The 15,329-nt window shown below is 69.6% G+C and carries 11 protein-coding genes; 5 read left to right on the top strand and 6 right to left on the bottom strand.

The genetic code is table 11. From position 1 onward, the window contains the following. The first annotated feature begins 86 nt into the window (after positions 1-86). The 3 genes from JYK02_RS08740 to JYK02_RS08750 all read left to right on the top strand — a co-directional run bounded on the left by JYK02_RS08740 (position 87) and on the right by JYK02_RS08750 (position 3,666). Positions 87-1,040 carry a diguanylate cyclase domain-containing protein gene (locus JYK02_RS08740; RefSeq protein ID WP_207050434.1) on the top strand — a complete coding sequence of 318 codons (954 nt, stop codon included), beginning with the start codon at positions 87-89 and terminating at the stop codon, positions 1,038-1,040. Positions 1,041-1,086: 46 nt separating this feature from the next. Next, positions 1,087-2,748: a sigma-54-dependent transcriptional regulator gene (locus JYK02_RS08745; RefSeq protein WP_207050435.1), complete on the top strand. Its 1,662-nt coding sequence runs from the start codon at positions 1,087-1,089 to the stop codon at positions 2,746-2,748. A gap of 114 nt (positions 2,749-2,862) precedes the next feature. Then, entirely contained in the window at positions 2,863-3,666 is an 804-nt protein-coding gene (locus JYK02_RS08750) for an NAD-dependent epimerase/dehydratase family protein (protein WP_207050436.1), read from the top strand. A gap of 6 nt (positions 3,667-3,672) precedes the next feature. Here the strand turns inward: JYK02_RS08750 and JYK02_RS08755 are convergent, their stop codons facing one another. Beyond that, a complete protein-coding gene (locus tag JYK02_RS08755) occupies positions 3,673-5,289 on the bottom strand; it encodes a cation:proton antiporter (protein WP_207050437.1) in 1,617 nt (538 codons plus the stop codon). 262 nt (positions 5,290-5,551) lie between these two features. Here JYK02_RS08755 and JYK02_RS08760 point away from each other — a divergent pair, with 262 nt between their 5' ends. Further along, the gene (locus tag JYK02_RS08760; RefSeq protein WP_207050438.1) at positions 5,552-6,118 is read left to right on the top strand and encodes a tetratricopeptide repeat protein; all 567 of its coding nucleotides are present in this window, start codon (positions 5,552-5,554) and stop codon (positions 6,116-6,118) included. 94 nt (positions 6,119-6,212) lie between these two features. Beyond that, positions 6,213-7,349, top strand: coding sequence for a 3-deoxy-7-phosphoheptulonate synthase (locus tag JYK02_RS08765; RefSeq protein ID WP_207050439.1), 1,137 nt, complete (start codon positions 6,213-6,215; stop codon positions 7,347-7,349). Here the strand turns inward: JYK02_RS08765 and pheA (JYK02_RS08770) are convergent. The 5 genes from pheA (JYK02_RS08770) to JYK02_RS08790 form a co-directional block, all read right to left on the bottom strand. Then, positions 7,339-8,172 (bottom strand): prephenate dehydratase, encoded by an 834-nt coding sequence (gene pheA / locus JYK02_RS08770; RefSeq protein WP_207050440.1) that lies wholly within the window; start codon positions 8,170-8,172, stop codon positions 7,339-7,341. The two genes, JYK02_RS08765 and pheA (JYK02_RS08770), sit on opposite strands and share 11 nt — an antisense overlap. Continuing rightward, positions 8,165-9,304 carry a prephenate dehydratase gene (gene pheA / locus JYK02_RS08775; protein WP_207050441.1) on the bottom strand — a complete coding sequence of 380 codons (1,140 nt, stop codon included), beginning with the start codon at positions 9,302-9,304 and terminating at the stop codon, positions 8,165-8,167. Before pheA (JYK02_RS08775) ends, pheA (JYK02_RS08770) begins: the two co-directional genes overlap by 8 nt. 58 nt (positions 9,305-9,362) lie before the next feature. After that, positions 9,363-13,769, bottom strand: a complete 4,407-nt coding sequence (locus JYK02_RS08780; RefSeq protein WP_207050442.1) for an RHS repeat-associated core domain-containing protein — start codon at positions 13,767-13,769, stop codon at positions 9,363-9,365. A 486-nt stretch (positions 13,770-14,255) separates the two neighbouring features. Further along, complete coding sequence (locus tag JYK02_RS08785) at positions 14,256-14,846, bottom strand: DUF4291 domain-containing protein (RefSeq protein ID WP_207050443.1); 591 nt, start codon at positions 14,844-14,846, stop codon at positions 14,256-14,258. After that, a complete protein-coding gene (locus tag JYK02_RS08790) occupies positions 14,843-15,319 on the bottom strand; it encodes an EVE domain-containing protein (RefSeq protein WP_207050444.1) in 477 nt (158 codons plus the stop codon). The genes JYK02_RS08785 and JYK02_RS08790 overlap by 4 nt, the downstream gene beginning before the upstream one ends. Positions 15,320-15,329: the final 10 nt, after the last annotated feature.

The following is a 15,329-nucleotide window of genomic DNA, read 5'->3' on the forward strand; positions in this document are numbered from 1 at the left end:
CGTAGGGCGCGAAAGTAGCGGGGCTGTAAATCTGGGCAGGCGGGCAGGGTGGCGGGGCAGAAAATGCTGGAAGGGAGGGCACGGCGGTGGGTGTGAAGCGCAAGGGAGCGGGAAAGTCGGGCCAGCCTCCTACGGTGCTGCTGGTGGAGCCGCGTGCGGAGGACCTGGAGCGCACCCGGGCGCTCCTGGGGGAGGCGGGCTTCCGCGTGGTGCCCCTGACGCGCTTCGACGCGGCGGTGCCCCTCTTCGAGGTGATCCGCCCGGACGCGGTGCTGTTGGCCGCGCAGCCGCCGGACTACGCGGCGGTGCAGACGGCGCGGCGCCTGCGCCAGGTGGGCAAGGGCACGGTGCCGATGATGTACCTGGTGGATTCGCACGACCGGGACGCGTGGCGCTTCTGCGTGGAGAAGGGCCAGTGCGTGGACGTGGTGCCGCGCGCGGTGGATGGCGCGGAGCTGTCCATGAAGCTGCACGCGCAGATGCGGCTGAAGCAGTCGGTGGAGCGCGCGGCGGCGGGTGAAGAGGCCGGCACGGCGCTGGCGCTGCATGACCCGGTGACGGGGCTCTACAACCGGCCGTTCCTGCTGGCCCTCATCGGGCTGGAGGCCCGCCGGACGGAGCGCTACGGCGGGACTTTCTCGGTGGTGGCGGCGGAGGTGACGGGGTGGAGCGCGCTTCGCAAGGAGCACGGCAAGAGCATGGCGGAGCGGCTGCTCGTCTACAGCGCGGTGGTGCTGGGACAGACGGTGCGCGAGGCCGACGCGGTGGCGCGGGTGGGCGACAGTCAGTTCGCCATGCTGCTGCCGGGCACGCCCGCGGAGGCGGTGCCGGAGGTGCTGGCGCGGGTGGAGGCCCGGTTCGAGGCCGCCCGTTTCCAGATGGAGGGTCGCGTGGTGCGCACGGCGCTGGAGCTGGGGGCGGTGAGCTTCCCGGACACGGTGGGGGCTCCCACCCAGTTGCTGGGCGCGGCACTGCAGACCTTGAGGCGTACACGCGAGATTCGGCGGGCGGCCGGTCCAGCCCGCTTGATGTCGGTTTGATTCAGTTCACGAGGGTTTGATGCACAGGGCGAGCGGAGGCGTGGGGATGGATCGGATCGCGGTGCTGGTGGTGGATGACGAGGAGTCGGTGCGCACGTTCCTGTCCGAGCTCTTGGGCAGCTCGGGGTACCAGGTGCGCTGTGCGTCCAGCGGTTCGCAGGCGCTGGAGATGCTCTCCGGTGGCTCGTTCGACGCGGTGCTCCTGGACGTGGTGATGCCGGAGATGAGTGGCCTGGAGGTGCTCCGCCGCTACCGCGGCACGGGTGGCACGGCCCCGGTCATCGTGTTGAGCGCGCTGTCCGGCGCCGACGACGCGGTGCGCGCGCTGAAGATGGGCGCGTCCGACTATCTGGCGAAGCCCTTTGGCAACGACGAGCTGCAGGACGTGCTCGCGCGCGCCCTGGGGACCCGCGTGCCGGAGCGTCAGGCGACCGCGCCCGCGCCTCGCGTGGTGCTGACGCCCGCGGAGGCCGCGGCCGAGGCTCGCGTGCTCATCTCCACGTCGCCGGCCATGCGCCGCGCGCGTGCGCTGGTGGAGCGCATCGCGGACACGGACGTGCCGGTGCTGCTCTTGGGTGAGTCCGGTACGGGCAAGGAAGTGATTGCCCGCGAAATCCATGCGCGCAGCCAGCGCCATGGCCGGCCGTTCATCAAGGTGAACTGCGCGGCGCTGCCGGGTGAGCTGCTGGAGAGCGAGCTGTTCGGCCACGAGCGCGGCGCCTTCACGGGCGCCACGGCGGAGAAGCCGGGCAAGTTCGAGCTGGCGGATCAGGGCACCATCTTTCTGGACGAGATTGGCGAGATGGCCATCCGCCTCCAGGCGAAGCTGCTCCAGGTGCTGCAGGACGAGGAGTTCTTCCGCGTCGGTGGCAAGAAGAGCGTCCGCGTGGACAGCCGCGTGGTGGTGGCGACGAACCGCGACCTGGAGAAGGAGATCGCGCTCGGCAACTTCCGCGAGGACCTGTACTACCGCCTCAACGTGGTGGCCATCCGCCTGCCGCCCCTGCGCGAGCGCCGGGAGGACGTGGTGCCGCTCACCGACCACTTCCTCAAGAAGTACGGCAAGGGCTTCATGACGAACGTGTCCGAGCTGCCCTCCGAGGTGCTCCACGCGTTCAGCGACTACGAGTGGCCGGGCAACGTGCGCGAGCTGGAGAACATGGTCCGCCGGCTGTGCGTGCTGAAGGATCCGACCCTGGTGCTGGACGAAATCCACGCCGGTGGCCGTGCTCCGGCGAGCGCGCCGTCGCTGCCCACGTCGTTCGGCGGTGGGGACGAGTTCAGCCCGCCTCCGTCGCGCCATGTGGAAGAGTCCGCCCGCGTCTTCGCGGCGCCGCCCGTCTCCCATGCGGCGGTCTCCAACTCCGGCGTGCAGGTGCTGGAGATGCCCGCGCGTGGCGTGATGCTGACGCCCGCTCCGGTGGCGGAGGCCTCGCCGTTCAACGCCGTGACGCCGCAGCGCTACGCGAATCCGTTCGATGCGCCCCAGCCTCCGCCCCCGCCGCCTCCGGCCGGGGAGCTGTCGCTGAAGGACATCGGCAAGCGCGCGGCGATGCTCGCGGAGCGTGAGGCCATCCTCGCGATGCTCCAGCGCACCGCTTGGAACAAGCGCCGCGCCGCCGGCAAGCTGCGCATCAGCTACAAGGCGCTGCTCTACAAGATCAAGGAGTGCGGCATCATCGACCCTCGCGCGAGCGCGGAGTTCTAGAGCCGGCCTTGAAGACGTGAGACGACGGCCCTTCTTCCGGATGACGGGAGGAGGGCCGTTCACGTTGGTGCCGGGCCTTGCACGGAGCGGCCGTTGCCCGGTATCGCGGAGGGCATGACCGCTCCGCTCATTCTGCTCGGCTGTGGCTACACGCTCACGCGGTTCGCGGTGGCGGAGGCCCGCGCGGGCCGCGAGGTGCTGGCCACGACCCGGGATGCGTCCCGCCGCGCGGTGCTGGAGGCGGCCGGGGTTCGCGTGGTGTCCATGGAAGAGGCGCTGTCGCGAGCCGCGGGCGCGCACGTCGTGGACTCCGTTCCACCCGATGCGGGGTTGGATGCCCACCTCGCGCAAGCGCTGGGCGGTGCGCGTCCGTCGCGGCTCGTCTACCTGTCCTCCACGGGCGTCTACGGCTCCGCTCGCGGGCACGTGGATGAGGCCACGCCGGTGGACACGGCCTCCGCGACCTCGCGTGCGCGGCTGGAGGCGGAGGGCCTGTTCCTCCCGTTGGGCGCGAGCGTCCTGCGCATCGCGGGCATCTACGGCCCGGGGCGCGGCACATCCGGACGGCTGAAGGCGGGCACGCTGCGCATCCCGGAGTCGGGTGGGGGACGGCTGTCGCGCATCCACGTGGACGACCTGGTGGAGGTGGTGCGCGTGGTGCTGGAGCGCGGCGGCCCTGGCGAGATCTACTGCGCGGCCGACCGCCGCCCCGCGACACAGGAGGAGACGGCCTCCTGGCTCTGCCAGCGTCTGGGCCTTCCCATGCCGCCGCGAGTGCCGCTCGCGTCGATGCATGAGTCGCTGCGCGGCGACCGCGCCATCAGCGCCGCGAAGCTGGAGGCCCTGGGCTGGACGCCGCGCTACCCGGACTTCACCACCGGGTTCCTCGCCGCGATGGAAGAGGAAGCGCGCGGATAGGGCGGCCTACTCGGGCGACTCCGCCCGGAGGATCTGCTGCAGGTCGAGCTCCGACCAGTCCAGCTCCTGCTCCACCACCTGGAACGCCGCGTCCCCGATGGTGCCGTTGGCCCGGAGGTCCGCCAGCCGCTTGCGCCCCGCAGCCATGGAGGTGCGCACCATTTCCGCGTCCGCGGTGGGCGGACCCCAGGGAGAGCTGGGGCCCGCCGGGGCCGGCATGCCCGGTAGCGAGTGCTCCTCCAGGAGCTGCCGCGCGCGCCGCAGCTGCAACTCGTAGCGCCGCCGGACCAGGACGGACATCTCCGTGCCCGGGGCGTCCTGCGTGGCCTCCAGCCCCGCGCGCAGCGTCTCCACACGCGCGAGCCGCACCTCGTGGTCCACCTCGCCGTCGTCGTCCAGTTTCAGCCGCGACATCAGGGGCCGCAGCGTCATGCCCTGCACCACGAGCGTCCCCAGCACCACGGAGAAGGAGGTGAAGAGGATGAGGTCCCGGTAGGGGAAGGCGGCGACCCCGTCATGCCCCGTGGGCAGCGCCAGCGCCGCCGCCAGCGTCACGATGCCTCGCATCCCGCACCAGCCCACCAGCACGGCCGCGCCTCGCGAGAGCGTGACGGGGCTGGACTTCGACTTGCGCTGCCTCCAGCGCGTGACGGCCCCCGCGCCCATCACCCACGCGAAGCGCGCGAGGATGGCCGCGACCGTCACCACCGCGGCGATGGCCGTGTACTGCAGCCACGTCTCCCGGTCGAAGCGCGCGACGATGGTCTTCAGCTGGAAGCCCACGAGCACGAAGGCCAGCACGTTCAGCACGAACGTCGCCACCTCCCACACCGCGTAGGACGGGATGCGGATCCGCGCGGGCGTCAGCGTGGAGGCCGTGCGGGAGATGGTCATTGCGTAGACGACGGTCGTGAGGATGCCGGACAGGTGCAGCCGCTCGGCGAGGATCCACACCGCGAAGGTGCTGCCGAACTGCGTGATGACGGCCGTGGCCACGTCCTCGACGAAGAGGTTGATGCGCAGGCTCACCTTCGACAGCACCACGCCCAGCACCACGCTGCCCACCATGACGACCAGCAGCATGGGCACCGCGCTCCAGCCCATCACGCCGCCCGCGGCCACGGCGCCCAGCGCGAGCCGGTAGATGAGCAGGGCGCTCGCGTCGTTGAAGAGGCTTTCGCCCTCCAGGATGACGAGCAGCCGGTGCGGGGGCTTGAGCTGCTTGAGCACCGCCGTGGCCGCCGCCGCGTCCGGAGGCGCGACGATGGCGCCCAGCGCGATGGCCGCGGCCCAGGGCATCGCGGGCACCATCCAGCGCACCGCCAGCGCCACCGCGATGACCGTGAGCACCACCGCGCCCAGGGCGAGCCCCGCCACCGGCCGCCAGTTCGCGCGCAGGTCGCGAGGAGACGCGTCGAACGCCGCGTCCAGCAGCACCGGTGCGACGAACAGCGTGAGCGCCAGCTCCGGATCCAGCACCAGCTCCGGGCTCCACGGCATGAGCGCCAGCACCGCCCCCGCCAGCGCTACCAGCGCGGGGTAGGGCGTGCCCAGCCGACGGGACAGCGCCGCCAGCCCTGCACCTCCCACCAGCAGCGCGATGACGATCTCGAACACCAGCATGCAAGCCTCGCGGAGGAGTCCACCCGGACTGGCATCGCGACCTAGCGCAGGTGGGGCCATCGCGGACAGTGGCGAATTCCAGACGGCGGAAAGGGGCGTCCGGTGGGAGGCCGCATGCGTCATCAGCGGATCGCGATGGATGCCATCAGCCCGGCTCGGCGCGCACCTTTGCGAGGCGTGGGCCCCCGGTGACAGGCTTGCGCCTTTCGGGCCGCGCGGAAGCTCGCGGCCTTGTGCACCCTGTCCGATGGGGGAACCGAAGATGTCCAGGTCGTTGCTGTTGGCGTCGTTCAACGAGGGCGTCCACCGTTCCATGGCCGGCAACCACGAGGCCGCGGTCCAGTCGTTTGATCAGGTCCTCGCCGTGGATCCACGCCACTTCCCCGCGCTCACCGCCAAGGCGTTCGCGCTCAAGCAGCTGGGGCGCACCGAGGAGGCCCTGAAGGGCTTCCAGCGCGCCATCGAGCTGGACCCGACCGCGGCGGACCCCTTGCGTGAGGCCGCGCTCTGCCAACTGGCGCTGGGTGAGCCGGAGGCCGCCGCCCTCCTGATGGAGCGGGCGGTTCAACACAACCCCACCCCCGGCTACCGCGAGGCCGCCGCCATCGAGGTCTACTCCCTGGGTAACACGCTGCTGACCCAGGGCCGGCGTCCGGACAAGGCCCGTTACCGCCTGGCCCGCCAGGTCTTCGAGCTGGCCCTGGAGCTGTCCCCCGCCTACGTGGAGGCGGCCAAGGCCCTGGCGGACGTCTGGGAGCACCTGGGCGACCCTACCCAGCGGGAGCACTACACCCAGCTGGCGACCCGGCTGCGCCCCGCCTCCTCCTGAGGCCGCTGGCATCGAAATTTTACAAAAGCGGAGGGAAAGGGCGGGACGCCGGTGTTGAATACCGAGCGGCCCCCCCACCAGGAGAACCCTTCGCATGATCGTGATGCTCGAGCCGGATTCCCCGGAATCCGTCGTGAACGCCGTCCTCCAACTCGCTTCGCAGTACGAGGGCGTCACCCCGCGTGCCCACGTGGTCCAGGGCGCCGAGTCCACCATCACGGAGCTGTACCTGCTGGGCTCCACCGCGCAGGTGCCGCTGGAGCCGTTCCAGCAGCTGCCCGGCGTGCGCCAGGTGGTCCGCGTCTCGCAGAAGTACCGCATCATCGGGCGGCACGGCGGTCAGCGCACCACGGCGAGCTTCGAGTACAACGGCGTCACCTTCGGCGACAACTCGGTGAACCTCTTCGCCGGCCTGTGCGCGGTGGACTCGCCGGAGAGCGTGGACGCGATGATGGCGGCGCTCGCCCGCTGCGGCATCACCACCACGCGCATGGGGGCCTACAAGCCGCGCACCAACCCGTATGAGTTCCAGGGCCTGGGCGCGAAGTGCCTGCCCTACGTCTTCGAGTCCGCGGGCAAGCACGGCATCAAGGTCATCGCGATGGAGGTGACGCACCCGCGCCACATCGACGAGATCAACGACGCGCTGAAGAACGCGGGCAACCCCACGGGCGTGATGCTCCAGGTGGGCACGCGCAACGCGCAGAACTTCGAGCTGCTCAAGGTGATTGGCCAGCAGCGCACCTTCCCGGTGCTCTTCAAGCGCGGCATGGGCATCACGCTGGAGGAGTCCCTCAACGCGTGCGAGTACGTGGCGAGCGAGGGCAACCCGAAGATCGTCTTCTGCCTGCGCGGCGTGAAGACGCACCTGGGTGACCCGCACCGCAACATGGTGGACTTCGCGCACGTGCCGGTGGTGCGCCGCCTCACCCGCATGCCGGTGTGCGTGGATCCGTCGCACGCCATTGGCCGCGCGGAGGCCCCGCCGGACGGGCTGCCGGACATCTTCCACGCGATTGGCCAGGGACTCATCGCGGGCGCGTCCATGGTGCTGGTGGACTTCCACCCGACGCCGGAGAAGGCGCTGTGCGACGGGCCGCAGGCGCTGCGCCTGGAGCAGCTGGGCGCGCTCCAGCGCTACACGAACATCGTGCGCGCCGCGTACACGGAGGCCGTGCGCAACGGCGACGGGACGCAGGCGGGCGCCAAGGCCGCGGCCGTCAGCCGCTGATGGCGTAGCTGCCCAGGACCTGGAGCGACGTGCACAGGCTCCGGGCCTGGGACAGGGCAGACTTCACCGGCGCGGAGTCCTCCGCGCCGTCCACGTCCAGGCACCAGCGGTAGTCCCAGGCGCGCACGCCGCCGGGCCGCGACTCCAGCCGCGCGACGTTCACCCCCTGCGAGGCGAAGGCGGAGAGCACGCCCGCGAGCGCGCCGGGGCCGTTGTCGAGCGTGAGCACCAGCGACGTCTTCCAGCGCGGGCCCAGGTTCGGCGGCACGGCCGTGCCCACCGCGAGGAAGCGCGTGGCGTTGTCCGGCGAGTCCGCGATGTCCTCCGCCAGCACCGTGAGGCCGTAGAGCTCCGCCGCGGTCCGGCTGGCGATGGCCGCCGTGCCTTCCAGCGCCTCCTGTGCCACGCGCCGCGCGGCGACGGCGGTGTTCGCTTCGGGCACGGGCTGGAGGTGGTGCTTGCGCAGCCAGGCTCCGCACTGCGCCAGCGCTTGCGGATGGGACAGCGCGCGCGTGAGCCCTTCCAGCGTGCGGCCCGGCGGCGCGAGCAGGCAGTGGCGCACGCGCAGGCGCAGCTCACCGGCGATGGGCGGGGTGAACTCCAGCAGCAGGTCCACCACCTCCGCTACCGGCCCCGCGAGCGCGCTCTCCATGGGGACGACGCCGCCGTCCACCGAGCCCCGGGCCACGGCCTCGAAGACGTCGCGGAAGGTGGGGCAGGGGATGCGCGTCACCGAGGCGCCGAAGAAGGCGCCCGTGGCCTCGTCGCCGTACGCGCCGCGCTCGCCCTGGAAGGCGATGCGGCGGGGGGCGGCGTCAGCCATCGAGTGGCTCCGCTCGCGGGTACGTGCCCAGCACGCGCAGCGACGACGTGAGCGGACGCAGGTCGTCCAGCGCGGCCGTCACGGCGGCGGACGCGGCGTGGCCCTCCACGTCCAGGTAGAAGCGGTATTGCCACGGCGCGCCCGGGATGGGGCGCGACTCCAGCTTGGAGAGGTTCACCCCGCGCTGCGTGAGCCGCTGGAGCACCTGGCCCAGCGCGCCCGGGCGGTGCTCCAGCACGACGAGCAGCGACGTCTTGCACGGCACGTCCGGCGCGAGCGGCGTGGGCTGGCGCGCCACCTCCACGAAGCGCGTGAAGTCCGAGCCGGGCTGCAGGTCGCTGGCGAGCACCACGAGCCCAAAGCGGCTGGCGGCGGACTCGCTGGCGATGGCGGCCACGGTGGGGTCGTTGCGGTCCGCGACCATCTGCGCGGCGACGGCGGTGTCCGGCCCCAGCACGGCGCGGGCACCGGGCACGTGCGTGCGCAGGAAGTCCTCGCATTGCGCCAGCGCCTGCGGATGCGACAGCACCTCGCGCAGGTCCTCCAGCTTCGCGCCCTTCACGCCCAGCAGCCGGTGGTCCACCTGGCTCACGACTTCGCCGGTGATGACGGCGTCGCCCGCGGCGAGCACGTCGTACGTCTCGTTCATGCTGCCGGCGGTGGTGTTCTCGATGGGCAGCAGCAGCAGGTCCTGCTCGCCGCGCTTCAGGGCCTCCACGGCCTGCCGGGCGCTGTCGAAGCCGGTGAGGAGCACGCCGCCCGGACGGTGGCCGTAGCGCTGGCGGGCGGCCAGGTGGCTGTAAGAGCCCTCGACGCCCAGGTAGCCCACGCGCAGGGGCGTGGTGTCCAGCCGGGTCACGAGCGCCTGCTGCCGGGCCACGGACATGTCCAGGATGACGCGATAGAGGCGTTCGACCTCGTGTGGATCCAGGCCGCGCTCGGCTGCCCGGCCGCGCAGCTTGCGCAGGAGCAGGTCCTCGCGCTGCGGGTCCCGGAAGGGCCAGGCCGTCACCAGCTTGGCGCGCGCCACGTCGTCGGCCAGGGCCATGCGCCGCTGGAGCGCATCGAGGATGTCCTCGTCGATGCGTTCGATTTGCCCCCGCAGGGTCTCCAGGTTGGGGATGTCCGCCATGGCCGGAACATAACAACTCCAGGGAGCCGGGGGCCCGGCTCCCTTCGTGCCCACGTGCTCAATCGGGCATGCGCTTCTCGATTTCCTTCCCTCCGCCATTCGTGACGACATCCGCCGCCACCTTCGTCGCCTCCATCCCGATGTTGGTGCCGAGCTTCACGGGCGTGTTGCCGGTAACCGATGAAATGGTGGTCGTCGCCAGATGACTGGTTTCGAGGGTGCCTGACAGCTTCGTCAATACGCTTCCAAACGCGTTATCAATCTTCCCTCCGACGGCTCCCCCCAGGTAACCGGTCAGCCCGCCTATCAACGTGCTCTTGATGTCGGGGGATTTGGGGCTCCCCACGGTTCCCGCGGCGGCGCCGCCCATGCCCGCGATTCCCCCGGCTGCCCTCGTATAGGAGACAGCGGCCGCGGCTGTGATCTCGCCCCGGAGCGCCATTTGCGCAAGCTTTCCTCCGACGCCCCCCATGGCCACACTGCTAACGCCCGCAACCACAATCGGCCCGGCCTCCAGTTTCGCGGTCGGACTGCTCCTGTTGCTGAACATCTGGCTGCCAACTTCAATGCCCATCGAGACGACCGCCATTGCTACGGGCACCCAGAACCGGCCATCCGGATCGATGTACTTGTATGGGCTGTTGTTCGCGTAGTTGTAACGATTGAAGTTGACGCCGGTGTTCGCATCCATCGTCACCGGATCGATGCTCAAGAACCGCCCCGCCACCGGGTCGTAATACCGCTGCTGCATGTACGTCAGGCCGGTCGCGCTGTCGTTCACGTGCCCCGCGAATCCAATCGTGGGCTGAGCCCCGGAATGTGTCAGGCCATACGGCTCGTAATAGGTGCGGTTCTGGATCGTGCGCGCCGAGTCCGTCCGCGCCACCACGCTGCCCAGGCCATCCGTGTGGATGTACGACACGCCGATGTCCGCCAGGAGCGTGCCGTTCAAATACACGTACTTGCTCTCCACGGGCGCTGAAGCTCCCACCGTCGTGGTCCCGTAGAGCAGCTGGCCGTCCTGCGTGTAGAGCTGGAGCTGCGTCTGGTTGCTGCCATCCGTCTTGACGATCTGGATGCGCCGGCCCCGTCCATCGTACGAATACGTCGCCTTCCCGGTGGCGGACGTCATGCGGTTGGCCAGGTCGAACGTATACGTCTGGCCACCGCGCTGCGTGATGTTGCCGTTGCTGTCGTAGCCGTAGCTGAAGCTGTACGGCGCGGCATTGCCAGACACGCTGCTCAAGCGGTTCCGCGCGTAGTCGATGTTGTGCGCGCTCGTGCGTGCCGTGGCTCCCGCGGTCACCGTGGTCGAGATGACGTTGTCGAGCGCGTCGTTGCTATACGTGACCGTGCCCCACAGGTTCGGCGCACTGACGCTGTAGAGGCGATCGAGCCCGTCATAGGCCATGTTGCGCGTGCTCACGCCCTGCTGCTGGTCCGCGATGCCAATGACGTTGCCGTTCTCGTCGTAGCTGTAGACGTCGTTGAGCACGCTGGTGTCGCTGACCTGGCGGGGCAGGCCGCGCGTGTTCTGCGTCATCGTATGGACGAGCCCGTTGGCGTAGACGAACCCGGCGATGGCCCCGTTGGGGTGATAGGTGATGTCGTTGGCGTAGTAGCTCACCAGGGTCGGCTCACCCAGGGCGTTGGGGCTATACGTGATGGCCGTGCGCGCCGTGTCCGGATAGGTCAGCCTGGCCAGCGACGCGTTGGCGTCATAGGCGCGGTTGATGAAGTACGTCTTGCCGCCGTAGGTGAGCCGCTCCTCCTCCAGCAGCCGCCTGCGGTTGTAGGTGTTGGTCCAGACCGCGCCATTGGACGTGTTCGTCAGCGGCAGACCGTCCGCCGTATAGGTCTGCGTGATGGATGGGCTGGCGTCTCCGAAGACCGTGCTCGTCACGCGGTTCAACGCGTCATAGCCATACGTGACCTTCCGGGCCGCTGGGACGCTGGCGCTGTCACAGGTGCTCGTCGACGGAAGAGACAGTCCGGTGGCGCGCCAGGCGACGTTGCCCGCCGCGTCGTACGTCTGCACGGTGGAGCCGGTCTCGGGCTCGATGGTCTTGCACAGGCGCTGGTTCGCGTCATAGGCGTAGGTGCGCGTGGAGAAGACGCCGTCGACGCCGCGCGTGAAACCCGTCGTCTGCCCGAACACGTTGCGCGTGAAGGTCGTCGTCAGGCCATACGGCTGGACGATGGTGGCCGGCGCTCCCTCGGAGGGCTGGTCCAGTGCCCAGAAGCGGGTGTCGGTCACCTGACTGCGGGCACTGGTCACGCGCCGCACGAAGCCATCCAGATACTGGGTTGTCGTCGTCAGGTTGCCCAGCTCGCTCGCGAGGGTGAGGCTGGTGACACGGCCCAGCGCATCGTAGGCGGTGCTGGTGCCGGCGGGGGTCTCACTGACGTCGTTGAGGGTGCGTTGCGCGTAGGACTCGAAGGTGGGTCTGCCGTTGATGTCGAAGCGTCGCAGGACCATGCGGCGCGTGCCCGCCTCGTTGGCGGCGTCGAAGGTGCGTGTCAGCAGCGGACGCAGCAGGGCATCCAGGTACGTGACCGTGCGCGCGTTGCCCGTGGAGACCGTCTGGCGCCAGTGTCCGGCGGGCAGGCCGTACTCGGCGAAGCCGACGGGCTCCAGTACCATCGAGGTGGCGTTCCAGGACACCGAGTCCCCGGCGGGATACGCGATGAGGTTGAGCCGGCCCACTGCGTCGTAGCCGTAGCCGGTCGTGAAGCCCGCGGCGTCGGTCGTGGAGGTGATCTGCCCGATGCCGTTGATGACCGCGCTCTCGCTGGTGCCCGTGGGATGGCTGGTGTTCCGCGGCAGGCCGGCCTTGTAGTTCGAATACGTGGTCGTGTTGTTCCGGCCGTCCTTGCGGGTCGCCAGCGTGCCGTCCGGGTAATACGTCAGCGTCTGTTCCAGGGCGCCGAACCGGCTGACCGTCGCCAGCGTCGCGGTGGTCGCGTCATAGGTGTTCGACTCCATCACCTTGCCCGTGCTGCCCTCGGTCACGGTGGCGACCTGTCCCAGCACCCACTTCGGCAGGTTGTCGCTGTAGGTCGTCGTCTCGGTGCGGCTGTAGCCCAGGCTGCTGGAGCGGGTCACCGATGTGGGCCGCACGAGCGTGTCGAAGCTGTTCGCGGTCCACAGGAACGTCTCGCCCTGCTGGGTCACGGCCTGCGCGTCCACCGGCATGTAGCGGGCGAGCAGGTCGCCGTCACCCAGGTTGTAGCTGGCGGTGCCCGCGCGCGAGGGATAGGGCCCTGCGTCCGGCGCGCGGTAACGGAGGGTCCGGGTGCTCAGCGCGGTCGTGCCGTTCCAGCCGGTGTCCACTCGCTGTAGCTGGCCTTCCGACACGTTGTAGCTGTTGCCAAAGATGTACCGCGTCCGCTCACTGCGGGGGTCGGTCACCGTCACGATCTTGATGGACGGGCAGCCAGCGCCGCAGGGCTCCCAGCTGGCATTGGTCGGGCCATAGTCATAGGTCCAGGCCATGTTGCTCAGCCCCGGGCCGGAGATGTCCTTGCGGGTCAGCGCATAGGTATAGAAATAGCGCGGCACCAACGCGAAGTTGGACCCGTCCGGGTAGTTCCAACATTGCTTGTACACGTTCGAACGGCCATGCGTGGTGGGCGTCAGCGTGAAGCTGCCGCTCGCGCCCGACGGGTGACGCATGGTGCCGGCGACGACGTAGGAATTGAGGTTCGCCGGGTACTCGCAACTGGGGCCGCCCAGGTAGAGCAGTTCCTGGAACAGCGGGTCCGTGCCGCTGAACTGCCAGCTGGTCCCATCCGGGAGGGTCACCTGGTTCAGGTCGGGGACGCCCTGGCTCGTCGAGCGATAGCTGTACGTCCAGGTGCGGACCCCATCCGTGACGGAGGAGATGACCTTGGGGCTGCTGGCATTGCCATACGACAGCCGGAGCACGCGCCCGTCGCTCGCGCTGATCGTCGTGACATTCTCGGGATTGGCGGGGTCGTAGGTGTATTGCACCGTGTTGCCGAAGCGATCGGTGATGAGCGTGGGAAGCAGCCACACCTCCGCGCGGTCGAGATAGGGCTGGGCGGCGACGCGGAAGAAGCCGTCGGGCTTGCTCAGCGATTTCGCGCGGTAGGTCACGAGCTGGTCGAAGCGATACCGCGTCCCATCCGGTGAAGTGACCAGGAACCCTTCTCCCAGCATGGAGCTGGTGGCCAGGGTCGGCAGGCAGCTGACCGACCAGAACTTGCTGGTGACGATCGGATAGTTGTCGACGGGGCCCGGCGCGAGGGTGTTGTCGGGGCTGCGCCGCAGCAATTGCTGGTCGCCCTCGCCGGGAATGTAGAGGGAGTTGCCCTGCCAGAACTCCTCCGCATCCCAATGGCCGGAGTTGTTGGCGCCCAGGGCCGGCGGCGGCGCGCCGAAGCTGCTGCAACGCGCATGGGTTCCGTCGGTGCCCTTCCAGCCATCCCGGCTGGCGAACACCCCGTGGATGTGAGGAATATCCAGCAGCCACCTGCCGAATGGCCGTGCGCTCAGCCCGGGAGTACTGGTGATCAACCTGCGCCCGACGGCCACGGGCAGCTTGCTGTTGCCGGGAAGGCTGACGTCGGTCTGCACGAACTCCAGGCGCCCACTGTAGAGGTTGACCTGATCGCCAAACAGGTCGGTGCCAATCGCAGTGACCGCGCCTGGCGCCTTCACGGCCTTGGACAGCTCGGCGAAGGTCGTGGTCTGCGCCTGTGCCAGGCCAGCGCACAGGCTGACCATGGCGGCGACGGCACGGCGTCTCGGGAGAGGGTTCAGCGCCGCCCAACACGCGTGGAACAGCACACACAGAACCCGATACGCGAACATGCGTCAGCCCTTCGTGGATTGAGGATTGGCTCCACGGAGGGCCAGGAGGGGAGGCCCACCGTTGTCAGGGCCTTACAACCCATCCTGGAGAGGCGGACATTCCCCGGACTCCCGTCACATTCCCAGGCGCCGGGCGAGCTCCGGGGGCACCGGGTAGACGGACTCCTTCGGCAGGAGGCGCGTGGCTTGGTCCGCGCGGCCGTCGTCCAGGTGCTTGCGCAGTTTCTGGACCAGGGGCGTGAGGTCGGTGATGGAGACGGTCCAGTCGTCCACGAAGCGCTGGATGACGGCGCGGCTCAGGCCCACCTGGATGCTGTCGTGGGGCAGGCCCGCGCCGCGCAGCGTGCGCTCCGGGTCCCACTGGACGTGGACGGGCGCGGACTCGAAGGCCTTGCGCCACGCGTCCGGGGAGCCGTGGGCCTTTGGCTCGTAGCCGGTGAGGACCGCCGAACCCAGCGCCTCCTCCCAGCCGGAGCGCTTGATGCGGACCGCGAGCGTGCGCTCCTGGCCGCTCTTCCGTCCGAAGTTGGAACGGTGCATGAGCCACAGGAGGCTGGGTTTGATCCACGTCATCCGGCCCACGGAGAACGGCGGGCCGAACTTCTGCTGCTTCACGGCCACGTCCGCGATGGCGTCGGAGTAGGCCTGGTACATCACGATGGTGGCTCGGTCGAAGTCGGCGCGGACTTCGCGGGCTGCGCTCATGGGCGGGCTCGGGGCTTGGCCTTCGGTTTGGTTTTGGCCGCGGCCGTCTTGGGAAGCTTCGTCTTGCCCATCTTAAGGACGAGCTCGAAGTGTTCCACGGGGGTGGGCGTCACGCTGAGGCGGCTGCGGGTGAGCAGCGGGAAGTCCTTGAGCGCGGGCGTGGCCTTGATGGTGGCGAGCGTCACCGGCGTGGTGAAGGCGACCACGGGGCCCACGTCCACGGAGGCCCAGTCCTCACCGGGAGCGGTGGGGTCCGGGCCCGGCTTGGAGAGGACGCACGCCACGCCGACGACGGCCTTGTCCTCATTGGAGTGGTAGTAGAGGCACAGGTCCCCGGGCGTCATGGCCCTGAGGTTGTTGCGCGCCTCGAAGTTGCGCACGCCCGTCCACTCCGTCCTGCCGTCCTCCTCCAGCTTCGCGTACGCGTAGACGGAGGGCTCGCTCTTGATCAACCAGTACCGCGGAGTCGCCATGGCGGCGCAC

Source organism: Corallococcus macrosporus (assembly GCF_017302985.1).
Taxonomy (GTDB): domain Bacteria; phylum Myxococcota; class Myxococcia; order Myxococcales; family Myxococcaceae; genus Corallococcus; species Corallococcus macrosporus_A.